We start from the raw sequence: 25,725 nt of genomic DNA on the forward strand, positions 1-25,725 counted from the left end.
GGGAGGTTCTCTAGATAGTTATGTTAGAAGGTAGCCCTGGAGCATCTTTTCTGAACGGAATGATTCTTATTAGGAAAAGACGGATTTGTCCGTTATCAAATTAAGAGTATAAGCAAATTCTGAATTTGTTTGTAAATAAAGGTGGTACCGCGATGTCCCTCGTCCTTTTTTGGATGAGGGGCATTTTTTATTTTAAGGAGGGAAAATAATGTCAAACACGGAAAATAATTTACCAACTAAATATGATCATATGTCCGTTGAAGAAGGCCTTTACAAGTGGTGGCTTGAAGGCAAATATTTCGAAGCAACAGGAGATGAGAAGAAACAACCATATACAATTGTAATTCCACCTCCGAACGTAACTGGTAAGTTACACTTAGGTCACGCTTGGGATACGACGCTTCAAGATATTTTAACTCGTACAAAGCGTATGCAAGGTTACGATGTATTATGGCTTCCAGGAATGGACCATGCTGGTATCGCAACGCAAGCGAAGGTAGAAGGAAAACTTCGTGAAGAAGGTATTTCACGTTACGATCTTGGTCGTGAGAAATTCCTTGAAAAAGCTTGGGAATGGAAAGAAGAATACGCTTCACACATTCGTCAACAATGGGGAAAAGTTGGTTTAGGACTAGACTATTCTCGTGAACGCTTCACATTAGACGAAGGTTTATCTAACGCTGTTAATAAAGTATTCGTTCAATTATATGAAAAAGACTTAATTTATCGCGGTGAGTATATCATCAACTGGGATCCAGCAACACGCACAGCTCTTTCTGATATTGAAGTAATTCATAAAGAAGTTCAAGGTGCATTCTACCATATGAACTATCCGTTAACAGACGGTTCTGGTCACATTCGCCTTGCAACTACTCGTCCAGAAACAATGCTTGGTGATACAGCGGTAGCAGTTCATCCAGAAGATGATCGCTACAAACATTTAATCGGAAAAACAGTTACACTTCCAATCGTAGGCCGAGAGATTCCGATTATTGCTGATGAATACGTAGAAAAAGACTTCGGAACAGGCGTTGTGAAAATTACACCAGCTCATGACCCGAATGACTTTGAAGTAGGTAACCGTCATGACTTACCACGTATTTTAGTAATGAACGAAGATGGAACGATGAACGAAAAAGCTGGTAAGTATAACGGTATGGATCGTTTCGAATGCCGTAAAGAGTTAGTGAAAGACTTACAAGAAGCTGGCGTATTAGTAGAAATCGAGCCTCATATGCACTCAGTAGGTCATAGTGAGCGTAGCGGTGCAGTTGTTGAGCCTTATTTATCAACACAATGGTTCGTAAAAATGGCTCCACTTGCAGAAAAAGCGGTAGAACTTCAACAAAAAGAAGAAGAAAAAGTAACGTTCGTACCAGAGCGTTTTGAAAACACATACTTACGCTGGATGGAAAACATTCATGACTGGTGTATTTCTCGTCAATTATGGTGGGGACACCGCATTCCAGCTTGGTATCATAAAGAAACTGGTGAAGTATACGTAGGTACAGAAGCGCCAGCAGATCTTGAAAACTGGAATCAAGATAATGACGTGCTTGATACATGGTTCAGTTCAGCATTATGGCCATTCTCAACACTTGGCTGGCCGAATGAAGATGCAGCAGACTTTAAAAAGTTCTATTCAACAGATGCTTTAGTAACTGGTTATGATATCATCTTCTTCTGGGTATCTCGTATGATTTTCCAAGGTTTAGAGTTTACAGGAGAGCGTCCATTTAAAGATGTATTAATTCACGGTTTAGTTCGTGATGAGCAAGGACGTAAAATGAGTAAATCTCTTGGTAACGGTATTGATCCGATGGATGTTATCGAGAAGTATGGTGCAGATGCGATGCGTTACTTCTTATCAACAGGAAGTGCACCAGGTCAAGATTTACGTTTCAGCATGGAAAAAGTAGAATCTACTTGGAACTTCATTAATAAAATTTGGAACGCATCACGTTTCGTATTAATGAACATGGATGACATGAAGTATGAAGAAATCGATTTAACTGGTGAAAAATCAGTTGCAGATAAGTGGATTTTAACTCGCTTAAACGAAACAATCGAAAGTGTAACACGTAACATGGATAAATATGAGTTCGGTGAAGCTGGTCGTTCATTATACAACTTCATTTGGGATGATTTCTGTGACTGGTACATTGAGATGGCGAAACTTCCACTATACGGTGAAGATGAAGCAGCTAAGAAAACAACTCGTTCGATTTTAGCTTACGTATTAGACCAAACAATGCGTCTATTACATCCATTCATGCCATTTGTAACAGAGAAAATTTGGCAGCATTTACCGCATGAAGGCGAGTCTATTACAGTAGCAGCATGGCCAACAGTTCGCGAAGATTTACAAGATAAAGAAGCGGCAGCAGAAATGCACCTTCTAGTTGATATCATTCGCTCTGTTCGTAACATCCGTGCGGAAGTAAATACACCAATGAGCAAAAAAGTTCAAATGCAAATTAAAGCAAAAGACGAGGTAGTACTAGCTCAGCTTACGAAAAACAGTTCTTACATTGAGCGTTTCTGTAACCCAAGTGAACTAACAATTAAGATTGATTTACAAGCGCCAGAAAAAGCGATGACTGCAATCGTATCAGGTGCAGAGTTATTCTTACCGTTAGCTGATCTTATCAATCTTGATGAAGAGAAAGCGCGTCTTGAAAAAGAACTTGAGAAGTTCGATAAAGAAGTAGAACGTGTACAGAAGAAACTTTCAAACCAAGGATTCGTAGCGAAAGCTCCTGCAGAAGTTATTGACGGAGAGCGTGCGAAAGAGCAAGATTACCTAGAAAAACGCGAAGCGGTTCGTCAACGTCTAGCGGATCTTGAGAAATAAAAATGTTTTTCAGAGACTCACTATATTGGTGAGTCTCTTTTCTTTGCGTATAATAGAATTAAGAAGTTTGTCTTTTGAAAGGGGAATAGCAAACGTGATACATACATACGAAGAAGCGATAAACTGGATTCATAGCCGATTGAAATTTGGGATAAAACCAGGGCTAGAAAGAATGCAATGGATGTTAGAAAAACTCGGAAATCCAGAGCGTCATATAAAATGTGTTCATCTTGCCGGCACAAATGGAAAAGGTTCAACTTTAACATATATGCGATACATGTTAGAAGGCGCGAAATATAAAGTAGGAACGTTTACATCGCCTTACATAGAAACATTCAATGAACGTATTAGTGTAAACGGAATACCGATTGCAGATGAAGAGATTGCGGAACTTGTAAATATGGTAAAGCCAGTCGTTGAAAAATTAGATGAGACGGACTTAGGAGAAGCGACTGAGTTTGAAATCATTACAGTAATGGCAATTTATTATTTCGGTAAAGTTAATTTCTGTGATGTTGTTTTATTTGAAACGGGGCTTGGGGGAAGATTTGATTCTACAAATGTTATTCATCCGGTTCTCACGATTATTACGAATATCGGCCACGATCATATGCATATTTTAGGCAATACACTAGGAGAAATTGCATATGAAAAGGCAGGGATTATTAAGTCTGGTGTTCCAGTTATTACTGGTGTGAAAAATGAAGAAGCATTGCAAGTAATTCAAAAGGTTGCTAAGGAAAATCATGCAAGCTTATATGAACTTGGAAAACAGTTTACAACACTACATAAACATTCTAATAAAGATGGGGAACACTTTGATTTTGATTGTCCATTTGCCTCGTTTGAAAATGTTCGGATTTCAATGAAAGGCATTCACCAAGTAGGCAATGCAGCACTAGCGCTTATGGCAGTAATGTATTTAAAAACATATTTATCATTTTTAATTAATGAAGAGGAGATGAAAGTTGGCTTACAAGAAGCATACTGGATTGGTCGATTTGAAAAGTTACAAAGTAATCCAGATATTATAATAGATGGTGCTCATAATCCAGAAGGTATTGAAAGTCTTGTAAAAACAGTAGAGGCACATTATAAAAAGAAGAATGTAATAGTTTTATTTACTGCTCTTGGTGACAAACAGTTACATAACATGGTAGGGCAATTAGAAAAAGTTGCTGATGAAATAATATTTACGACGTTTGCCTTTGAGCGTGCCATTTCTGCTGACAAGCTTGCATCGTATTCACAACAAGAGTCAAAATTAGTTTTTGAAGATTGGAAAGAGGCAATTGATACAAAGGTTGACAGGATAGGAGAACATGATGTTTTTATCATAACAGGTTCTTTGTATTTCATTTCCGAAGTTAGAAAATATATTCGCGAGAAAAACTAGATAGTCTTTGCTATCTAGTTTTTTGTTCTACAAATGAAGTCAAATGCATACATATAAGATAATAATATAGGGTTATTTGACGAATTCCTCTGACAAATATCTCGTTTTTTTGTGGAATGAATATGATATGATGCGGACAATGACAAGAGGTGAGGTGTGAGTGTATGGACAAGCAATCACGAACGATCTCGGTGAAAGTAAATGGAACAGAAGCGAAGTATGAGGAAAAAAAGAAGGATGAGTTTGACTGGATGATAGCAGAAAGTGAGAGACCGAAAAATGTAGTTCCGTTTCAAAAAGCGAAATCAGTATCTATGGAAAAATATCGAAAGAAGTGGAGCAATACAATAATCGCAATCGTTGCAACTGCAATAATTATCGGTACTGCATTTGGGATGGGTATGATTCATTTATTAACTGGACAAGGGACGACAGGAGAAGGTAAGGTAACGGCTTCGAAGCAGACAGGTAATGAGGAACAAAAGGTGGGTGGAACGGCAGAACAAACACCAACACCGAAAGAGGAAAAACCAAAGGCACAGGTAGGAACGTCATTAGAACCAATGAAACTATTTTTCGTTCAAGGAGGGCTTTATTCCTCTGAAGAAAAAGGACAGGCTGCTATTGAAGAGTGGAAAAGTAATGGGGGCGTGGCTACTTTGAAACCGAGTGGTGATAAGTATGCGTTAGTTGTTGCTATTACGAGCGATGAACAGGCTGTTAATCAATTAATAGATCAGTATAAGCAAGATGGTGTTTCAGTTTTGAAAAAAAATTGGGATATTACAGATAAAGCATTGCTCAAAAATGATAAAGAAGTAGGAATGTTTTTAGCGAAAGTGCAGCCATTATATACTCATTTAGCAAAATATGTGTCCAGCGTACAAACTAGTGGAAAAAGTAATCCAAAAGATATAGAAGCGATTCAAAAAGAGTGGAAAGCTATGGAAAAGGAAGGGAAGAGTATGAAGCGTGAAGATGCAAAGAAGCTTTATACGTATACGTCAATAGCGGTGCAAACGATTAAGGAAGGGAAGAGCGATAAGGAATCTGTAGCTAAATTAAATCAAGTTATTATTGATGGTATACTTTCGTATGAAAAAATGGTTTCACAAAAAGTGAAATAATAGGATAATGAAATGACGAAGAAAGAAGTACATATACTTCTTTCTTTTCTTTTGAATTTAGAACAAAGTGCTTTCTGTATGGGCAGCATATAATCGTATTTAAAAAGAACTATTATTTTGTTTAGAGAAAATGATATTTCTAGAATTTGTGGGGAAACTATTCCTTTGATACGATTGATTTGAATTATTCTGCTTCATGTGAGAAGGGAAGGAGAAAATATGAGGAAAATTATTTTAGCTTCAGGGTCACCTAGGAGGAAGGAACTGCTTGAATTAGCAGATGTGCCATTTGAAATCGTTGTTAGTGAAGTAGAAGAGACGATTGGTGCATATTCATCACCTTCTGATATTGTTATGTCGCTTGCTTTGCAAAAAGCATCTGCTGTGGCAGAAAACCATAGTAATCACGTTGTACTAGGTGCAGATACAATTGTTACATATGATTCGCGTATTCTTGGAAAGCCGTCTAATGAGGCTGAGGCGAAAGAAATGTTACGATTATTATCGGGGAAAACACACGAAGTATACACAGGTGTTGCAATTATATCGAAAGAAAAAACGGTAACTTTTTATGAACGTACAGAAGTAACATTTTGGGGATTAACAGAAGAGGAAATAGACGTATACGTTGCATCGAAGGAACCACTTGATAAAGCAGGGAGCTATGGAATTCAAGGTAAAGGGTCTATTTTTGTTCAACATATTCAAGGGGACTACTACAGTGTAGTTGGCTTGCCAATTGCGCGTCTTGTCCGTGAATTAAAACAGTTTGATAGCGATGTAACCCATGCGTAAAATTGCATGGGGTTTTCTTTAGGAGAAATCGTAAAAAAAGGGGTGGAGAGATGAACGGTATTCGTGATGTTGTGAGAGAAGAACAGCCACGGGAGCGTTTATTGTTAGAAGGAGCAGGAAGTTTATCGAATCGAGAACTTCTTGCAGTTTTACTCAGAACGGGTTCTAAAGAAGAAACGGTGTTAACGTTATCAGATAATATTCTCCATCATTTTGACGGCTTACGAATGTTAAAGGATGCAACGTTAGAAGAGATGATGAGCATTCATGGTGTTGGGATTGCAAAGGCGTCGCAGCTTATGGCTGCTTTTGAATTAGGTAGAAGAATGGTACGTTTAGAATATCAAAATAGATATAGTATTCGAAGTCCAGAAGATTGTGCGAGTTATATGATGGAAGAGATGCGTTTTTTGCAACAGGAGCATTTTGTTTGTTTATATTTGAATACGAAAAATCAAGTTATACATAGGCAAACTATTTTTATTGGAAGTTTAAATACGTCGATTGTGCACCCAAGGGAAGTTTTTAAAGAAGCGTTCCGTCGGGCAGCAGCCTCTATTATATGTCTTCATAACCATCCCTCAGGAGATCCGGCGCCGAGCCGTGAAGATATTGAAGTTACAAAACGATTAGTAGAATGTGGTCGAATTATCGGAATTGAAGTACTTGATCATATCATAATAGGTGACCATAAATTCGTGAGTTTAAAGGAAAAAGGTCATATTTAAGACTATTCTTTTTACTTATTTTGTTTTATAATGTGATTTATGAGTTTTTTGTAGAAAATTATCTACAAAAAGGATGCAGATATAAAAAAACGTACTGTTTTTATAAATATAAAGTAAGAAAAATGAGTCCGTGAAAATAAGAAGGGAAGATAAATGATATGTTTGGATTTGGTGGATTTACTCGCGATCTTGGAATAGACTTAGGAACAGCGAATACGCTTGTATATGTGAAAGGGAAAGGTGTAGTTTTACGTGAACCTTCAGTAGTAGCATTACAAACTGATACGAAACAAATCGTTGCGGTAGGTAGCGATGCAAAACAAATGATTGGTCGTACACCAGGAAACGTAGTGGCACTTCGCCCTATGAAAGATGGTGTAATTGCTGATTACGAAACAACAGCAATAATGATGAAATACTACATTCAACAAGCTCAAAAATCAAATGGATTCTTCTCACGTAAACCATACGTAATGGTATGTGTACCATCTGGTATTACAGCTGTAGAAAGACGTGCAGTAATCGATGCGACTCGTCAAGCTGGTGCTCGTGATGCTTATCCAATCGAAGAGCCATTTGCAGCAGCAATTGGTGCAAACTTACCTGTTTGGGAGCCGACTGGTAGTATGGTTGTTGATATCGGTGGTGGTACAACAGAAGTTGCAATTATTTCTTTAGGTGGTATTGTAACAAGTCAATCAGTTCGTGTTGCTGGTGATGATATGGACGATTCAATCATTCAGTACATTAAGAAAAGCTACAACTTAATGATTGGTGAAAGAACAGCAGAAGCACTAAAATTAGAAATCGGTTCTGCAGGCGAGCCAGAAGGTATTGAGCCTATGGAAATTCGCGGTCGTGATTTAGTAAGTGGTTTACCGAAAACAGTACTAATTCAACCAGAAGAAATTGCAGATGCATTAAAAGATACAGTAGATGCAATTGTAGAATCAGTTAAAAATACGTTAGAAAAAACTCCACCTGAATTAGCAGCGGATATTATGGACCGCGGTATCGTATTAACGGGTGGCGGGGCATTACTACGTAACTTAGATAAAGTTATTAGTGAAGAAACAAATATGCCAGTTCTTGTTGCAGAGGATCCATTAGATTGCGTAGCAATTGGAACGGGTAAAGCATTAGACAATATCGACCTTTTCAAAACTGCTGCTCGATAATATTGCAAAATAAAAATCAATGAAATTAAGAGGGTGTGAACGTGCCACAGTTTTTCTTAAACAAAAGATTAATTGTTTTGTTAGTTAGTATTATTCTTCTCGTGGCATTGATTGGAATCTCATTGAAAGAACGGAACAGTTTATCATGGCCAGAGCAGTTTATAAAAGATACTGTCGGTGTTGTAGAACGTGTATTCCAAAAGCCAGCGAATTATGTTGCCGGATTCTTCGAGAATGTAGAAGATGTAAAGCGCACGTATGAAGAGAATAAAAAGCTGAAAGCAAAATTAGATTCTACCGCAGATTTATCTGCCGTAGTGAAAAATTTAGACGATGAGAATAAAAAACTACGAGAATTAACTGGTAAAGAAAAGTCCCGTGGTGATTATACGGAAGTACAAGCTAGTGTGGTTTCTCGTAATCCCGATAAATGGTACGATTTAGTTGGAATTGATAAAGGAGCACAGCAAGGGATCAAAAAAGATATGGCTGTTGTAACTCCGAAAGGTTTAGTTGGACGCGTAAAAAGTGTATCTCAGTTTACATCGTCAGTAGAGTTGTTAAGTTCGATGAGCCGAACAAACCGTGTTTCTGCTATTGTACAAGGACAAGAAAATATCTTTGGATTAATTGAAGGTTACGATAAAGAAAAACAACTACTTCTTTTCACAAAGATTAGCTCTGATGCAGAGGTACAAAAAGATCAACTAGTTGTAACATCTGGACTTGGTGATATCTTCCCTAAAGGTCTTGCGATTGGGAAAATTGTTGATGTTCAGCCAGATCCATACGGTTTAACAAAAACGGCTTATGTAAAACCATCCGCTGATTTGAATGATGTAGAGCATATTATAGTTGCAAAACGTGATATGCCTACAGCGCCGTTAGAATAGGAGGGAGAGAAGAGATGATGACGATTTTAAAAAGAGCAGCTCTTCCTCTTTTGCTCCTTTTTGTTTTTTTATTTGAAAATATGTTCTCTACTGTTGTTCCAACAGACGTCTTTTGGAAAGGCAGTATAGCAGCACCGCATTTCTTTATAATTGTGTTATGTTTTATTACAGTGTACTATAGTCCGGTTCAAGGGATTTACTACGGACTATTATTTGGTTTCTTATTTGATACCGTATACACGGAACTTGTCGGTATATATATATTTGCTTATCCGATTTTAGCTTATTTAGTTTATAGTGTGATGAAAGTATTACAATTGAATTTATTTATTGTCGCTTCTATCGTACTGGCTGGCATTGCAGCATTAGAGTATTATGTGTATGGGTTTTTAACTTTGTTAGGACGTACTCACATGTCAGCATCTGTCTTTTTCACAGATCGTCTCCTTGCTACTTTATTGCTAAATGGAATTTTCTTATTAATAGTTTGTTTCCCACTGAGACGATATTTAGTGCGTCTTTCAAAAGCGATAGAAGAAAAAGAAAAAAGGATTTTCTAATTTTATGTCGAATTGAATCGGTGGGGTGAACTTTAGTGGAAGAAAAAAAGCAACAAAATGTAACGATAAAAGGGACAAAAGATGGAATAACACTTCATTTAGATGATTGCTGTTCATTCTCTGAGCTACTAAAAGAATTGGATGAAAAGCTTTCTACACATTACTATGAGAGTGACGGACGTTCTTTAATTGAAGTGCGTGTTAAAGTAGGAAATCGCTATTTAACAGAAGTACAACAAGAAGAGATTCGTACGTTAATTCGCAATAAGAAGAACCTTGTTGTAGAATCAATCGAAAGTGATGTTATAACAAAAGCAGAAGCAATAGCTTGGAAAGAAGAAACAGAAATTGTCCCTATTTCCAAAATTGTTCGCTCTGGACAAGTGTTACATGTAAAAGGCAATTTATTATTAATTGGAGATGTTAATCCAGGCGGAACGGTTATCGCTGGGGGGAATATTTTTGTCTTGGGATCATTAAGAGGAATTGCACATGCGGGGTATGATGGAGATTCAGAAGCTGTTATTGCTGCATCTATTATGAACCCTATGCAACTCCGAATTAGTGATGTGACAATGCGGGCTCCGGAAGAGAAAGAAGACGGAGCAGAGGCGGCAGAATGTGCGTACATTAATGAGAATAATCACATTGTTGTCGATCGCCTGCAACTTCTCACTCATCTTAGACCTAATTTAACAAAGTTAGAAAGGGGAATTGTATAGCTGTGGGAGAGGCAATAGTAATTACATCTGGAAAAGGCGGAGTAGGTAAAACTACAACGTCTGCGAACATTGGTACAGCCCTTGCGTTATCTGGAAAAAAAGTGTGTTTAATTGATACAGATATCGGTTTACGCAATTTAGACGTAGTAATGGGGCTAGAAAATCGTATTGTATTTGATCTTGTTGATGTCGTTGAAGGGCGTTGTCGTTTACCTCAGGCTCTTATTAAAGATAAGCGTTTTGATGATCTTTATTTATTACCTGCAGCACAAACGAGCGATAAATCGGCGGTAACACCTGAACAAATGGATGAATTAATACAAGTATTACGTCAAGATTATGATTACATATTAATTGATTGTCCTGCGGGGATTGAGCAGGGGTTTAAAAATGCAGTAGCAGGTGCGGATAAAGCAATCGTTGTAACAACACCAGAAGTATCCTCAATGCGTGATGCGGATCGTATTATCGGGCTTTTAGAGAAAGAGGATATTGAACCACCGAAACTTGTAATTAACCGTGTGCGTAGTCATATGCTTCATGAACAGGATATGTTAGACGTTGATGAAATTGTACGTACACTGTCAATCGAGCTTCTTGGAGTTGTCGAGGATGATGATGAAGTTATTCGTGCTACGAATACAGGTGAACCTGTAGCGCTGCAACCTAGCGGGAAAGCAGCAATAGCTTATCGTAATATTGCAAGACGCTTGTTAGGTGAGAATGTACCATTACAAGCATTTGAACAAGAAAAAGTATCGGTATTTACAAAGATGAAAAATTTCTTTGGAATCCGTTAAAAGCACTTCGCATAAATGCGGAGTGCTTTCTTTTTTCTTCGCATGAATATCTTCCTTCTATAACTCATACATATGTACAAACTGTATATAACTGTTTCTATTTGAATAAGGCTAACGAAAGAAAGGAGACAGTATGAAGAATAGACGTGTGGAAGAAATTAAAAAGCGGATTGCGAAAAGGAAAGCAGAGCAAGAATTGCTAGAAGAAGAGCAGTATTTTGCGGGAGGAGATTTTGATAGCGAAACGGTCTTTATTGAAGAGGGGGAGAAGGAAATTCATCCTCTATTTCGAAAAGAAGTTTTTCTCTTCAAAGTTTTGCTATCAGCAATATTAGTTCTTTCGGTTGCTATTTTATTTAAGAACGCACCTTCTTCTTTTGATGGTACTAGAGCTGTTACAGAAAAAGTTATGCAAGAAGAATTTCAATTTGCTACTATATCGAAATGGTATGAAAATCAGTTTGGAAAACCTCTCGTGTTCTTTTCTCCAAATGAGAAAAAAGAAGAGGCTATTCAGCAAAAGGATTATGCGATTCCTGCCTCTGGAAAGGTGATGCAAGGATTTCAAAAAAACGGCCAGGGTGTATTTGTTCAAACGGCTACAAATGCAACGGTGGAGTCAGTAAATGAAGGTATAGTTGTTTTTGCGGGCAAGAAAGAGGAACTTGGAAATACAGTTCAAATTCAGCACGCTGATGGTACGGAGTCATGGTATGCAAATTTAAATGATATGTCAGTAAAATTATATGATTACGTTTCAAAGAAACAAAAAATTGGAATAGTGAGTAATGATGAAAATAATAAAAATGGCAAATTTTATTTTGCAATAAAAAAGAATGAAAAATTTATTGATCCAATTCAGGTGATTTCATTTGATTAAATATAGGGATGTTTTCACGAAAATTTCTGTGCATCCGTTGTTTTGGGTTATTATTGTCATTGGTATTTTTACAGCACGTTTTAAAGAGTTACTATTACTATTTTGTATCGTTTTAGTTCATGAACTTGGGCATGCTTTTGCCGCAGCGTATTATAATTGGCGTATTAAACAAATTCAGCTTTTGCCGTTTGGTGGCGTAGTTGAGATGGAAGAACATGGGAATAAATCTTTAAAAGAAGAATTAATTGTCGTTATGGCGGGGCCAATTCAGCATATATGGATGATTGCGGTCGCTTACATTTTGTATAAAGCGGGCTGGGTAACTGACGATTTGTACCATTTCTTTGTATGGAATAATGTCATTATTTTAGGGTTTAATTTATTGCCTATTTGGCCACTTGATGGTGGAAAAGTATTATTTAATGTATTATCATATCGTTTTCCCTATTTACAAGCACATGAAAAGATGATGAAATTGTCATGTGTTTTTTTTAGTGTAATATTAGGATGGCAGTTACTTTGGAATAGTAATAACATTATGATGTGGGTATTACTCGTTTTTCTAGCGATTTCTTTATATCAAGAATGGAAACAAAGACGGTACGCATTTATGCGTTTTTTATTAGAGCGTTATTATGGGAATAAAAGAGATATTGAAAAAATAGCACCTATTGAGGTGAAAACGGAAGATCATTTATATACGATTTTCACAAAATTTCGCAGAGGATATAAACACTCTATTATCGTCCATGGAAAATATAAAGAGCATTACACATTGGACGAAAATGAATTGTTGTATGCGTATTTTGCTGAAAAACGAACAACCTCATCTGTTGAAGAATTAATTGGTTAGTGTTGACGACGACACTAACCTTTTATATTGTAAGGAAAAGAAATGAAAAGTGAGGAAAGAATTTTGAAGACGTTATATATTAACTACACTGGTTCGGAAAAGCGTGTTGCGATAGAAGAGAAACAAAAAATTGTAGAGCTTTTATGGAAACGGAATGAAGAGCAGGAGATTGTCGGACATATTTATGTTGGGCGTATCGTAAGAACAATTGCTGGAATGAACGCAGCCTTTGTAAATATCGGATTAGAAAAACATGCATATCTTTCATTTGATGATGTACCATCTTCATATCGCATACATGAAGGACAGGCGATACTTGTACAAGTTGTGAAAGAGGCAATTGATACGAAGGGGCCAAAATTAACGGCGAAGATAGAAGTTACCGGAAAATATGTCGTTTACATGCCCTATGATGACATGCGCGCTGTTTCTCGGAAAATAAAAAATAATAAAAGAAGACAACAGTTACTGGGAATTGAAGTAGAAGGAACAGGTGGATACATTTTCCGTTCTGCTTCTGAAAAAGGAACGATCGATGAAATACAAGCTGAAATGCAAGGGTTGCAGCAGTTATATGAAGAGTTAAAAAGAAAAGAAGATCAAGGGAAGGCGCCCTTACTACTTCATCAACCAGCGACGTTTTTAGATCGTGTATTTCAGGAGAACCCAATTGAAACAATTGAAAAAATAGTTGTAGATACGAGAAGTATAGTAAAAGAATTAGAAGAAAAAGTAGGGAAAGAAAGAGTATCCTTTTATAATGAAAAATCTTCGATGTTTAACCACTTTGGAATAGATCGTGAAATCGAGAAAGCACTTCAAAAAATTGTGTGGCTACCAAATGGTGCCTATCTAATTGTAGAACAAATGGAGACGATGACTGTAATTGATGTGAATACAGGTAAATTTACTGGAAAACAAAATTTACAAGATACCGTATTTCGCACAAATGAAATGGCTGCTGAAGAGATTGCTCGTCAATTAAGACTTCGTGATATTGGCGGGATGATATTAATTGATTTTATTAATATGAAAAGACGGGAAGATAAAGAGAAGGTAAGAGAGCGTTTAATGATAGCTTTACAAGATGATCGCACATATACAAGAGTGCTTGGGTTTACAGAGTTAGGTATTTTAGAGATGACGCGTAAGCGCAAGAAACATTCGTTACGTGACGTATTATTAGAAGAGTGTGCGCCTTGTAAAGCGACAGGTTACGTTATATCTAATGAAACAATTGCGTATGAGCTAGAGAGAGAGCTTATTACTTATGGTAATATAGAGGATGAAGCTGTATTGATTGGTGCTTCAAAAAAAGTACAAAAACATTTTTCACAAAAAGAATTACAAAAAAATATTCCATTTGAAATTTATTTCAAAGATGATATTATCGAAAAGTACGCTATTATCCGTTTTGGAAGTAAGAAAGAAATTGTAGAACGGAAAAAATAGTTAGCAGAACATTCATTGACAATAGTCAATGAGTCATGGTAATATTTTTATGTTATAGTTTATAGCACCTAAACTGCTATATGCTACAACCGCACAAGACAGGTTCCCTAAAGACATTTTATGTCTACCTCGTTTTTGGCGAGTCTTAGTAATTAAGAGGAGGTGCAAGTATGTACGCAATTATCGAAACAGGTGGAAAACAAATTAAAGTTGAAGCTGGTCAAGCAATCTACATTGAAAAATTAGATGTTGAAGCTGGTGAAACTGTTACTTTTGACAAAGTTCTTTTCGTTGGTGGCGAAAACGTGAAAGTTGGTAGCCCAGTTGTAGAGGGTGCAACAGTTACTGCGAAAGTTGAAAAACAAGGTCGCGCTAAGAAAATCATCGTTTTCAAATACAAAGCGAAAAAGAACAATCGTAAGAAACAAGGTCATCGTCAACCTTACACTAAGCTAGTAGTTGAAGCTATCAACGCTTAATTCTGGTTAAGATGATTAAGATTACGATAAGTCGCACGAAACTAGGAAGTATCCGATCATTTAAAATGACTGGACATGCCAATTATGCGCCACATGGACAAGATCTTGTCTGTGCTGGAACTACAGCGGTTGTGTTTGGTTCTATAAATGCAGTGGAAGAACTTTGTAATGTGCAGGCAACTATTGAACTCGGAAGTGATGGCGGATTCTTGACGTATGAATTGCCTAATGATTTAGACGTTCATACAGCAGAAAAAGCACAAATACTTTTAGAAGGATTGGTTGTTTCACTTAAGACGATTGAACTTGATTACGGAAAGTATATCCGTTTAATAGAAAAAGTGCAGGAGGTGTAACGTATGTTAAGATTAGATCTTCAGTTTTTCGCATCTAAGAAAGGTGTAGGTAGTACAAAGAACGGTCGTGACTCTCAGTCAAAACGTCTTGGTGCTAAACGCGCAGATGGTCAAACGGTTTCAGGTGGTTCAATTCTTTACCGTCAACGCGGTACAAAAATTTATCCAGGTGTTAACGTTGGTCGTGGTGGCGATGACACTTTATACGCGAAAGTTGACGGCGTAGTACGCTTTGAGCGTCTTGGTCGTGACCGCAAACAAGTGAGCGTATATCCTGTTGCTCAAGAAGCATAAGAACTCACGGAAAACTCTAACCTGAGTGCAGGTTAGAGTTTTTCTATATTAAGGGGTATCTAAATGAATGAAAAATGGACAATTATAGATGCGTTGAGCCACTCGAGACATGATTGGCTCAATCGTTTGCAGATGGTTAAAGGAAATCTTTCCCTTGGAAAAGTGGAAGAGATTCATAGGCTCATCGATCGTTTTGTCCAAGAAGCGAGACAAGAATCCAATCTGATGGGGCTATCAATGCCTTTATTTTCAGAGTGGATTTTAACATATAATTGGAAACAGCAACCGTGCTTATTGGAGTACGAAGTATTAGGGGAATTACATAACTTATCTCATCTAGATGAGACTGTATGTACATGGACGAATCAGTTTTTCTTAATGCTTCAGCATAGTTTAGACGTATATGTTGAAAATTATGTTTGTATCACAATTGAAAGTGACGCGGAGAATGCTCGTTTCTTTTTTGATTTTCGTGGAAAGCTAACGAATGTAGAAGAACTACAAACGTGGCTTGCGAACGAAAACAATAAATGGTATTCCATTTCTTATACAGTACGAGACGAAGAAGTCTCAGTTATATTACAACTAATCGAAAAAAGTGTGGTGAAATAATGTTTGTAGATCAGGTCAAGATATATGTAAAAGGCGGCGACGGTGGTAACGGAATGGTTGCGTATCGTCGTGAGAAGTATGTACCTAAAGGTGGCCCAGCAGGTGGCGACGGTGGTAAAGGTGCAGATGTTGTTTTTGTTGTTGAGGAAGGCTTACGTACATTAATGGACTTCCGCTACCAACGTCATTTCAAAGCTGATCGCGGTCAGCACGGAATGAGTAAAGGTCAGCACGGTCGTAAATCTGAAGATTTAATCGTAAAGGTTCCACCAGGAACAATAGTGAAAGATGAAAAAACAGGTGAAATTCTTGCCGATTTAGTAACGCATGAACAAACAGCTGTAATCGCAAGAGGTGGCCGTGGTGGCCGTGGTAATTCACGTTTCGCAACAGCGACGAACCCAGCGCCAGAAATCGCTGAGAACGGGGAACCAGGTCAAGAACGTGATGTCACGCTAGAACTTAAAGTGCTAGCAGATGTTGGACTTGTTGGATTCCCAAGTGTAGGTAAATCTACATTATTATCTGTTGTATCATCAGCACGTCCGAAAATTGCAGAATATCACTTTACAACAATCGTTCCGAATCTTGGTGTTGTTGAAACTGGTGATAACCGCAGCTTCGTTATGGCTGACCTTCCTGGACTAATTGAAGGCGCACACTCCGGCGTTGGACTTGGACACCAATTCTTACGTCATATCGAACGTACACGTGTAATTGTACACGTTATCGATATGTCTGGTTTAGAAGGACGTGAGCCATATGAAGATTATGTCACAATCAATAATGAACTAAAAGAATACAATATGCGTTTAACTGAGCGTCCACAAGTTGTTGTTGCAAACAAAATGGATATGCCAGATGCAGAAGAAAACTTACAAGCATTTAAAGAGAAATTGGGAGACGAAGTGAAAATTTTCCCAATCTCAGCTGTAACGAAACAAGGTGTTCGTGACTTACTATTTGAAGTAGCGAACTTATTAGAAACAACACCAGAATTCCCAATGTACGATGATGTAGAAGAATCTGAAGCAAGTGTAATGTACAAATTTGAATCTGAATCTAATTTTGAAATTACACGCGAGAGTGATGGCACATTTGTTATTTCTGGTTATGACATTGAGAAAACATTCAAGATGACAGACTTCTCACGTGATGAATCTGTACGCCGATTTGCTCGTCAAATGCGTGGAATGGGTATTGATGAAGCCCTTCGTGCACGTGGTGCAACAGACGGAGATATTGTGAAAATTCTTGAATATCAATTTGAATTTATCGATTAAGACTGCCGAAATATGGCGGTCTTTTTTTTTCGTTATTTGAGTCCAGTAAAAACCCAATTCATATAGGTGAACCATAAGTCGATATAGGAAAAAATCCCCATTGATTAAAGTTTCAATTTATAATAGAAAAAGGAGTGATTTTAGAAGAATATTTTATGGGGAGAAAAGGAATATGTATAAAATATTAATTGTAGAAGATGATGAAAAAATTGCAGAGATATTAGAGGAGCATTTAGAAAGGTATGGATATCAATCTTTCAGAGTGAGCGATTTACGGCATATAAAAGATGAGTTTGTAAAAGTAAGTCCTCATCTTGTGTTACTTGATATTAATTTACCATACTTTGATGGCTTCTACTGGTGCCGCCAAATCCGCACTGTATCGAATGCGCCGATTATTTTTGTTTCTGCAAGAACAGGGGAAATGGATCAAGTAATGGCGATTGAAAATGGCGGAGATGATTACATTACAAAGCCATTCCATTTAGATATCGTAATGGCAAAGGTGAAAAGTGCACTCCGCCGCGGGTATGGTGAGTATGCTTTGGCCGCGGAAAGTGACTGCTTAGGTGTTAATGGATTGTTATTATTCCCATCACAGCACACAGTAGAGTGGAAAGGTCAACAAACGGAACTTACAAAAAATGAGTTTTATTTATTAGAATGTTTAATGAAACAAGCAAATCAATACGTGACACGTGAAGAGCTGTTAGAGGCTTTATGGGATGAAGTAGCTTTTGTTGATGATAATACATTAACCGTGAATGTAAAGCGTGTAAGGAAGAAACTTGAGGAGTTAGGCATTAAAAATGCAATTGTCACAAAGCGTGGGTACGGTTATGCTCTTCTTACTGAGTGGGGCGAAGGGCATGAAGGTTAAAAATTACCTCATAGAACGTTTTTCCTTAATCCTTTCTTACATTATAAGCCTTTGTTTATTTGGACTCGTATTGCAGTTGCAAAGCCTTTTAGAAAAGCGTGCGCTGGACTGGAGTACATGGTTATACGGACTTTTATTAGGGACAGTTGTGTTTAGTGTATACCTTATTTACGATTACCGAAAACGAAGTGTGTTTTTAAAGAGGATAGAACAGTATATTGCCGGTGGACATACATTACATGACTCTTTACTTATCGATACTTCTTATACGTCAGAGCAAGAAATGGTTGTTGAAGCGTTTACGCTATTAAGGCAGCAATATATGAATGAAGTTCATAAGCAGCATGCAAAAGAGCAACAGCAAATGATTTTTATGAACCAGTGGATCCATCAAATGAAAACACCAGTATCCGTTATTGAATTATTGTTACAGAAATATGGTAAGGAGCACCGTGAAGCAAGGGGAACGATTGAAAGTATTCGTGAAGAAAATAACCGTATTTTAAATGGGTTAGATTTAGCGTTACATATGGCAAGGTTAGATCAATTTTCGAAAGACTATAAAGTAGAAGTAGTAAATGTTATAGAGGTCATTCGAGATATTATTAATGAAAATCGGAAGTCGTTCATTCAATCTTCTGTATTTCCGAAAATGATGTTTGAAGAAGAGACTTGTATGATTGCGTCTGATAGAAAGTGGCTTAGTATCGCGATGAGCCAAATTGTTGTGAATGCAATTAAGTATACAAAAATTTCAGAAGCAGAGAAAAAAGAAATTCAATTTCAAATTGAAGAGAAAGATCAAAAGGTGTTATTACATATTAAGGACAATGGAATTGGTATTCCTGAGCAAGATGTAAAGCGTATATTTGATCCGTTCTTTACGGGAATAAACGGCCGTAAAACAAGGGAAGCGACAGGTATGGGTTTATATATTACGAAGGAAATCTGCGGTAATTTACATCATGGAGTGTATGTACAATCAACTGAAGGGGAAGGAACAACAGTTACGTTCCAATTTGCAAAAGATGAAGAATATCATACATTAATGAGGAAAATGACAAAACTGTAAGATAACAAAACGTTTTGTAAGGGAAATCACTCGTTTCTTTTTCTTATTTTTCTTATAGTAAATGTAAGAAGAAAACACGTAGGGGGATTAGAAATGAGTGTTCTTGAAGTAAAAGGATTAACAAAGGTGTACCAATCAAAAGGTTCAGTAGCGACGACTGCTTTAAATGATATAAATTTTAAAATTGAAGAAGGCGAGTTTGTAGGGATTATGGGGCCTTCAGGAAGCGGAAAAACAACGCTTTTAAATTTATTAGCAACAATTGATAAGCAAACTTCAGGTCATGTGCTTGTAAATGGTGAAGAAATTAATCAAATGCGTGCTGCAAAATTGGCGGAATTTCGCCGTACACATCTAGGATTCATTTTCCAAGATTTCAACTTACTTGATACATTATCGATTAAAGAAAATATTATTTTGCCGCTTGTAATGGCGAAGAAATCTGTAAAAGAAATTGATGCGAAAGTACTTGAAATTGCGAGGTTTTTAAACATTGAAGAAATTTTAAATAAAAAAGTATACGAAGTATCAGGTGGACAACAACAACGTGCAGCAGCTGCAAGGGCGATTATTCATGAACCAACATTAATTTTAGCGGATGAGCCAACAGGAAACCTAGATTCTAAGTCAGCGAAATCATTAATGGGAGCACTTCAAGATTTGCATGAGCAAAAGAAAGTAACGATTGCAATGGTAACACATGATCCAGTAGCCGCTAGTTATTGCGAACGTATCCTTTTCATACGTGATGGAGAGATTTTTTCAGAAATACATAAAGGAAGAACGAAGCAAGCCTTTTTCCAAGAAATTTTAGACGTACTTGCGATGCTAGGAGGAGAATATCATGAACTTTCGCCAGCTCGCGCTTAATAATGTAAAAGGAAATTGGCGTAATTATAAAGCGTTTCTTATTAGTAGTTGTTTATCGATTGTCGTATTTTTCATGTATGCTTCCTTCATTTATCATCCAGATGTCGTAAGCGGTAATATTAGTATGAAGACGATGATTACAAAAGGGTTAGAATCGATGAATTATATTGTAGTCATCTTCTCAGCACTCTTTATTTTATATGCGAATTCAACGTTTTTACGAGCAAGAAAAAAAGAATTTGGCTTATTAACGTTAATAGGTGGAACAAAGTCTCAGCTCGGCCGAATGATTATATTAGAGCAACTGATGTTAGGGAGTATTGCCATTGTAGTAGGTATTGGGATTGGAATGCTTTGTTCAAAACTTTTCTTCCAAGCACTCAGTGTCTTACTAAAAATTGATAAAACACTGCCGCTTGTGTGGAATGGAAAAGCAGTTCTTATTACAGTTGGCATATACTTTGTCCTCTTTTTAATACTATCATTGTTTAGTGTTTGGACAGTAGGCCGCTTGCAAATTATTGATTTATTAAGAGAGGCAAGAAAACAAAAAGTAGAACCTTTTGCATTTACATGGTTAGGGGTAGTTGGTATAGGCTGTATTATTGCTGCGTATATACTTTGTTTCCAAGTAACAATTATGAATTTCATTATGTATTTCTTACCAATTGTCGGACTGACGATTGGCGGAACGTATTTACTATTTACGCAAGGAAGTACAGTCGTATTAAAGGCATTGCAAAAACGAAAACAATCTTTTTATACGTATCCCAATATGTTTGTACTTAGCAATCTTATTTATAAAATGAAAGATAATGCTCGTTTTCTATTTGTTATTTCTATTATTACGGCGGTTGTTTCTTCAGCGGTTGGTACGCTTTATGTATATTTTGAAAATATGAGTGCAAAAACGATAGAGCTTACACCGCATGCTATTTCATATGAGGAAAAGGGACTAAATACGCATAGCCTGATTAATGAAGAAAAAGAACAAGAGATTGTAAAAAAACATGGGTTTGAAGATGCACGAAAAGTAATTTACGTAAAACTACCTGCAACACAGAAAATAATGTTGTTTAACAGTGAACGTGAAGTACCAATGACGATTATTTCAGAAAAAGAATATAACGCGGAAGTACGTGAACAAAAGAAAGAGCAAATTACAGAGGTTCATAATGCACCAGGTAGTGCGACGATGGTTATGGTTGATGCAGCAAATGAACTTATGAAGATAGATCGTACGAAACCGTATGAATTTACAATCAACGGACAAAAGCAGTCTGCTCAATTAAATGAGCCAACGTCATATTCTGTTTTTAATGATAGCGAATATCTCATTGTGAATGATCAAGATTTTGAGAAATACGAAAAGCTCGTACCAGATGAAGAAAAGACGAAATATTATGGTTATTATATTGAAGACTGGAAAAGTACGGAAGACCTTGTGCTAGATTTGAAAAAGGAAATTGCACCAGAAAAGCAAGGGGAATTGAGAAACGCAGTGTTCGCTTATAAAGATATAAGAGAAGGTGGAGCAATTACAATGTTCATCGGCTTCTTCGTAGCAGTACTGTTCTTCTTCTTTGCTTGTAGCATGACATACTTTAAATGGTTTAATGATAAAGAACAAGATCGTATTCAATTTAAGTCATTAAAAAGAATTGGTATGACAGATAAAGAAATTCGTAAAATTGCAATTCGTCAGATGGGTGTTATCTTCTTTATCCCAATTTTAATCGGTACAATTCATAGTGGATTTGCTCTTCATACGTTAGGAAAAATGCTTTATATTGATTTGTGGAAATCAGGTGCGATAGTAATTGGAGCATATATTTTAGCTTCTACAATTTACTTTATGATTGCGCAAAGAGGATATTTAAAACACGTAAAAAGCTAGGGGAACCTCTAGCTTTTTACGTGTGTAGTAAGTTACAGGAGGACGATAGATGAACATTCGGCAACTAGCGCTGCAAAATATAAAGGGAAATTGGCGTAATTATAAAGTGTTTTTCTTAAGTAGTTGTTTTGCCATATTAGCTTCTTATGCATACATGTCTGTCATTGTACATCCGTATATGCAAGAGACGATGTGGTATCAAAATGTACGCTGGGGGCTTATCATATGTAACGTTATAATTATTTCTTTTTTCGTCATATTTATTTTGTATTCTACTTCTATTTTCATAGAAGCACGTAAGAAAGAATTAGGGTTATATATGTTAATGGGAGCAACGAAATCTAACGTAATAGGAGTGATTATGACCGAGCAAATATTGATCGGAATTTTCGCTAATATTTTCGGTATTGGGCTTGGCATGATTTCTTTAAAACTCTTTTTTATGGTATTTAGTATGTTACTTCATCTTCCGAAAGAACTCCCTGTCATATTTGACATGAGAGCGATTGGTGTAACGTTTGTTACATATATGCTTGTCTTTGTTCTGTTATCTTTTATAAGTGCTTTACGTATATGGAATATAAAAATCATACGGTTATTAAAAGAATTTCGAACAGATAAACGAGAGAGGAAAACATCAAAGTGGCTTTGTTTATTCGGTTTTGCTTGTTTAGGGACGGGATATGCGTTAGCGCTACAAGTGACGATGACAACGATAGCATTATACTTTTTTCCGGTTGTTATACTCATTTCTTTTGGGACGTATTTTTCATTTACACATGGCGCTACACAAATATTAGAAGTGATAAAAAGAAATAAAAGGATTATGTATACATATCCGTATTTATTTATAGTGAATCAATTGTCACATCGAATGAAGGAAAATAGTCGCTTTTTCTTTCTGTTGTCTATGGCAACAACGTTTGTCGTTACGGCGACAGGTACGGTGTTCTTATATTTTTCTAGCATGCAAGATATGTGGCGTGGCGGAGGAGTACACTCATTTTCATACATAGAAAAAGGCACTTCTGCTCATGAAGTTTTCGAGAAAGACAAGGTTGAAAACTTATTACATCAATATGGATATGATGATTTTCAATATATGAGTTTTGTTGGAGTGTATGCATCTTTTCAGTCCAATAAGGGAGAAACAGAGGTAGCGCCGCTTATAAAGGAAAGTGAATACAATCAAGAGGCGAGAAAACAAAAACAGAAAACGTATCATCCTAAAAAAGGAACAGTTACACTTGTTTATTATAATAAACGCAATCATCCGAATGTATATAATCAAAAAGAGATTCAATTACAAGTAATAAATCAAACATATCAATTTGCATTTAACGGTCAGAAAGAAGGGGTACAATTTAACTATCACCCTTCGCACATTAATGGTCTGTTTTTTGTCATGAATGATGAAGATTTTAACAGTATAGCAAATACAATTACGGATTCTGAAAAAATGATATATAGAGGTTACACATTACCAAATATCGAAAATACGAAGGAATTAAACGAAGCTTTACGGAAACATATGAAACAAGATGCAAATGATGCATTTCGAAGTAATATGGAGTTATATGTGAATATGAAAGAAGGCGGTGATATTACTCTATTTGTAGGCTCATTCATTAGTATATTATTCTTCCTTACTTCATGTAGCATCGTATATTTTAAATGGTTTCATAATATTGCATCGGATCGTAAACAGTATGGTGCACTCTCTAAACTTGGGATGACAAAGGAAGAGGTGTGGAAGATTTCCCGTTGGCAATTGTGTATGCTATTTTTTGCGCCTATTATAGTAGGGAGTATGCATAGTGCAGTTGCGTTATATACGTTTCATAATACGATCTTTATGGACGGTTCATTAAGAAAAGTAGGCTTGTTTATTTTATTTTACATTGCTGCATGCATTATGTATTTCTTCTTCGCTCAAAGAGAATATAGGAAACATTTAGACTAGCGAATGCTAGTCTTTTTTAAATATTCGAAATTTACATAGAAGAATATTTAAAATTGTGGTATAACAGTAAGAAAACGAAAAAGAGAGGGAAAAGACGATGATTCGAGTAGGATATTTAGGACCAGAGGCAACATTTACAAATATGGCGGTGAGTCGTTTTTTTCCGGAAGCAGAGCATGTACCGTATCGAACGATTCCAGATTGTATTGATGCAGCTGCAAATGAAAATGTAGATTATGCGGTCGTACCGTTAGAGAACGCCATAGAAGGTTCAGTTAATATAACGGTTGATTATCTCGTACATGAGCAGCCACTTTCCATTGTAGGAGAAATTACAGTGCCAATTCAGCAACATTTACTCGTACACCCGCAGTACGAAGGAGTGTGGAAAGAAGTATACGCTGTACATTCTCATCCGCATGCCATTGCACAGTGCCATAAATTTTTAAATGAGGAATTAAAAGGGGTAACCGTTCGCGATATGACATCAACAAGCGCTGCTGCACAATATGTGAAAGAACATCCTGAAAAAAAAATTGCAGCTATTGCAAATGAAGCAGCGGCAGAAAAATACGGATTAACAATTGTAAGGCGTGATATTCATACGCATAAAAACAATCATACACGTTTCCTTGTTCTCCATAAGAAAAAGAAAGCAGTACTCCCAAATAACGGAGAAAACCGAGGAGAGAAAACGACGCTTATGATAACGTTACCTGCTGATTACGCAGGGGCACTATATCAAGTGTTATCAGCTTTCGCATGGAGAAAATTAAACTTATCCAAAATTGAATCGCGCCCGATGAAAACAGGCCTTGGAAATTACTTTTTCTTAATCGACGTCGACAAAGCATACGATGATGTATTATTGCCAGGCGTAACAATGGAACTTGAAGCACTCGGGTTTTCTGTTACTGTGCTGGGGAGTTATTCTTCTTATTGGTTGTAAGGGGAGTGTTTGTCGTATTTTGTAGTGAAGTCGATATAATTTCGGTCGCTAGTATACCGTATGATAGATAAATAGAGTCCCACCTATAAAAGGTGGGATTTATTATTTTAACTTCGAAAGACGATCCTCTAACTGACCACGCCAAATCTCGGCTAGTTCTTGTACAGCAAGAACCTTCTCAATGCCATCTTTATCTTTCCTATTATGAAAATAAATTTCGTTAGAGAACAAAACAGATACATTGTTTGATGGACGCTCTAGTAATGTAATTTTAGAATCTTTACGCACAGTACCTTCTTGAAGAACGCGGCATAAGTAGCCAGTATATCCAGTTGCTACAATGCGTGGTAAAATGCCAGGAATACCGACACGTTTTGAAATTGTGCTACAAGGTACGCGAGCTTGTGTTACTTGAATGATTGCTTCGCCTAGTTGATATGTATCTCCGATGCAAACATCACGCTCTAACATATTTGTTACGGTAATGTTTTCGCCAAATGTGGAAGCTGGAAGTGTAGTTTGAAATTCCTCTTCCCATAGTGCGTAATGCTCGTGTGGGTACACACAAACTGCGCGATCAGGTCCCCCGTGGTGTTTTAAATCCGCTACATCATCACCACGGAATCCGTCTTTTGAGAGGAAGGCCTCTTCTGTAGGATCTTTACATATACCTGTTATCATTTCTTTATCTTCGCCATATTTCATTTGTTTCGGTTTACCGGTGCTAAAGTGAACGAGTTCAATTCCCATATTTGACCTCCTTTACAATTGATTACAATATTATATCATTTACAAAATAAAAGCACAGAGAATGATAAAAAACTCTGTGCTT

25 protein-coding genes and 2 other annotated features (1 of these 27 only partly in view) are annotated in these 25,725 nt (G+C 36.8%); of the genes, 24 read left to right on the forward strand and 1 reads right to left on the reverse strand.

The genetic code is table 11. The features are described from left to right. Positions 1-170: a binding site (T-box leader), on the forward strand; it begins 62 nt to the left of the window's first position. Positions 171-208: 38 nt separating this feature from the next. The 24 genes from BG05_RS09645 (at position 209) to pheA (ending at position 24,893) form a co-directional block, all read left to right on the forward strand. Beyond that, positions 209-2,854: a valine--tRNA ligase gene (locus BG05_RS09645; RefSeq protein ID WP_002129263.1), complete on the forward strand. Its 2,646-nt coding sequence runs from the start codon at positions 209-211 to the stop codon at positions 2,852-2,854. A 94-nt stretch (positions 2,855-2,948) separates the two neighbouring features. After that, a complete protein-coding gene (locus BG05_RS09650; RefSeq protein WP_003191631.1) occupies positions 2,949-4,250 on the forward strand; it encodes a bifunctional folylpolyglutamate synthase/dihydrofolate synthase in 1,302 nt (433 codons plus the stop codon). A 164-nt stretch (positions 4,251-4,414) separates the two neighbouring features. Next, positions 4,415-5,377, forward strand: coding sequence for a hypothetical protein (locus tag BG05_RS09655; protein ID WP_002129259.1), 963 nt, complete (start codon positions 4,415-4,417; stop codon positions 5,375-5,377). Between the two features lie 219 nt (positions 5,378-5,596). Beyond that, a complete protein-coding gene (locus BG05_RS09660) occupies positions 5,597-6,172 on the forward strand; it encodes a Maf family protein (RefSeq protein ID WP_002129258.1) in 576 nt (191 codons plus the stop codon). 50 nt (positions 6,173-6,222) lie between these two features. Beyond that, a complete protein-coding gene (gene radC, locus BG05_RS09665; protein ID WP_002015368.1) occupies positions 6,223-6,900 on the forward strand; it encodes a DNA repair protein RadC in 678 nt (225 codons plus the stop codon). Between the two features lie 158 nt (positions 6,901-7,058). After that, positions 7,059-8,078, forward strand: a complete 1,020-nt coding sequence (gene mreB / locus BG05_RS09670) for a cell shape-determining protein MreB (protein WP_002015369.1) — start codon at positions 7,059-7,061, stop codon at positions 8,076-8,078. A gap of 41 nt (positions 8,079-8,119) precedes the next feature. Continuing rightward, complete coding sequence (gene mreC / locus BG05_RS09675; RefSeq protein ID WP_002129256.1) at positions 8,120-8,971, forward strand: rod shape-determining protein MreC; 852 nt, start codon at positions 8,120-8,122, stop codon at positions 8,969-8,971. A 14-nt stretch (positions 8,972-8,985) separates the two neighbouring features. After that, entirely contained in the window at positions 8,986-9,531 is a 546-nt protein-coding gene (gene mreD, locus BG05_RS09680; protein ID WP_002015371.1) for a rod shape-determining protein MreD, read from the forward strand. Positions 9,532-9,566: 35 nt separating this feature from the next. Continuing rightward, on the forward strand, positions 9,567-10,253 hold the full coding sequence (gene minC / locus BG05_RS09685) for a septum site-determining protein MinC (RefSeq protein WP_002015372.1): 687 nt from the start codon (positions 9,567-9,569) through the stop codon (positions 10,251-10,253). Positions 10,254-10,255: 2 nt separating this feature from the next. Beyond that, positions 10,256-11,053, forward strand: a complete 798-nt coding sequence (minD, locus tag BG05_RS09690; protein ID WP_000503308.1) for a septum site-determining protein MinD — start codon at positions 10,256-10,258, stop codon at positions 11,051-11,053. Between the two features lie 133 nt (positions 11,054-11,186). Beyond that, entirely contained in the window at positions 11,187-11,933 is a 747-nt protein-coding gene (locus BG05_RS09695; protein WP_002034147.1) for a M23 family metallopeptidase, read from the forward strand. Next, complete coding sequence (locus BG05_RS09700; RefSeq protein WP_002088816.1) at positions 11,926-12,786, forward strand: M50 family metallopeptidase; 861 nt, start codon at positions 11,926-11,928, stop codon at positions 12,784-12,786. Before BG05_RS09695 ends, BG05_RS09700 begins: the two co-directional genes overlap by 8 nt. Before the next feature lie 42 nt (positions 12,787-12,828). Continuing rightward, positions 12,829-14,238 carry an Rne/Rng family ribonuclease gene (locus BG05_RS09705; protein WP_002015376.1) on the forward strand — a complete coding sequence of 470 codons (1,410 nt, stop codon included), beginning with the start codon at positions 12,829-12,831 and terminating at the stop codon, positions 14,236-14,238. Between the two features lie 77 nt (positions 14,239-14,315). Next, positions 14,316-14,394 (forward strand) — a sequence feature (ribosomal protein L21 leader region). A 14-nt stretch (positions 14,395-14,408) separates the two neighbouring features. After that, complete coding sequence (rplU, locus tag BG05_RS09710) at positions 14,409-14,717, forward strand: 50S ribosomal protein L21 (RefSeq protein WP_000270907.1); 309 nt, start codon at positions 14,409-14,411, stop codon at positions 14,715-14,717. A gap of 11 nt (positions 14,718-14,728) precedes the next feature. Then, complete coding sequence (locus BG05_RS09715) at positions 14,729-15,073, forward strand: ribosomal-processing cysteine protease Prp (protein WP_002138477.1); 345 nt, start codon at positions 14,729-14,731, stop codon at positions 15,071-15,073. Between the two features lie 3 nt (positions 15,074-15,076). Further along, entirely contained in the window at positions 15,077-15,367 is a 291-nt protein-coding gene (gene rpmA, locus BG05_RS09720) for a 50S ribosomal protein L27 (protein ID WP_000944957.1), read from the forward strand. A 63-nt stretch (positions 15,368-15,430) separates the two neighbouring features. After that, positions 15,431-15,979, forward strand: a complete 549-nt coding sequence (locus BG05_RS09725; RefSeq protein ID WP_003191647.1) for a sporulation initiation phosphotransferase B — start codon at positions 15,431-15,433, stop codon at positions 15,977-15,979. Then, positions 15,979-17,262, forward strand: coding sequence for a GTPase ObgE (obgE, locus tag BG05_RS09730; protein WP_002015378.1), 1,284 nt, complete (start codon positions 15,979-15,981; stop codon positions 17,260-17,262). Before BG05_RS09725 ends, obgE begins: the two co-directional genes overlap by 1 nt. Before the next feature lie 172 nt (positions 17,263-17,434). Further along, positions 17,435-18,142, forward strand: a complete 708-nt coding sequence (locus tag BG05_RS09735) for a response regulator transcription factor (RefSeq protein WP_002034150.1) — start codon at positions 17,435-17,437, stop codon at positions 18,140-18,142. Beyond that, the gene (locus BG05_RS09740) at positions 18,132-19,214 is read left to right on the forward strand and encodes a HAMP domain-containing histidine kinase (protein ID WP_033707976.1); all 1,083 of its coding nucleotides are present in this window, start codon (positions 18,132-18,134) and stop codon (positions 19,212-19,214) included. Before BG05_RS09735 ends, BG05_RS09740 begins: the two co-directional genes overlap by 11 nt. 93 nt (positions 19,215-19,307) lie before the next feature. After that, positions 19,308-20,084, forward strand: a complete 777-nt coding sequence (locus tag BG05_RS09745) for an ABC transporter ATP-binding protein (RefSeq protein ID WP_002015381.1) — start codon at positions 19,308-19,310, stop codon at positions 20,082-20,084. Continuing rightward, positions 20,059-21,981: an ABC transporter permease gene (locus tag BG05_RS09750; protein WP_033734272.1), complete on the forward strand. Its 1,923-nt coding sequence runs from the start codon at positions 20,059-20,061 to the stop codon at positions 21,979-21,981. The genes BG05_RS09745 and BG05_RS09750 overlap by 26 nt, the downstream gene beginning before the upstream one ends. A 49-nt stretch (positions 21,982-22,030) precedes the next feature. Then, positions 22,031-23,944, forward strand: a complete 1,914-nt coding sequence (locus BG05_RS09755) for an ABC transporter permease (RefSeq protein ID WP_003191652.1) — start codon at positions 22,031-22,033, stop codon at positions 23,942-23,944. A 97-nt stretch (positions 23,945-24,041) separates the two neighbouring features. Continuing rightward, positions 24,042-24,893, forward strand: a complete 852-nt coding sequence (gene pheA / locus BG05_RS09760; RefSeq protein ID WP_002129247.1) for a prephenate dehydratase — start codon at positions 24,042-24,044, stop codon at positions 24,891-24,893. Positions 24,894-24,995: 102 nt separating this feature from the next. On the opposite strand, the gene BG05_RS09765 is transcribed toward pheA, so the two are convergent. Next, complete coding sequence (locus BG05_RS09765) at positions 24,996-25,643, reverse strand: MOSC domain-containing protein (RefSeq protein WP_002129246.1); 648 nt, start codon at positions 25,641-25,643, stop codon at positions 24,996-24,998. Positions 25,644-25,725 lie beyond the last annotated feature (82 nt).

Origin of the sequence: Bacillus mycoides, from assembly GCF_000832605.1 — a bacterium.
Lineage (GTDB): Bacteria > Bacillota > Bacilli > Bacillales > Bacillaceae_G > Bacillus_A > Bacillus_A mycoides.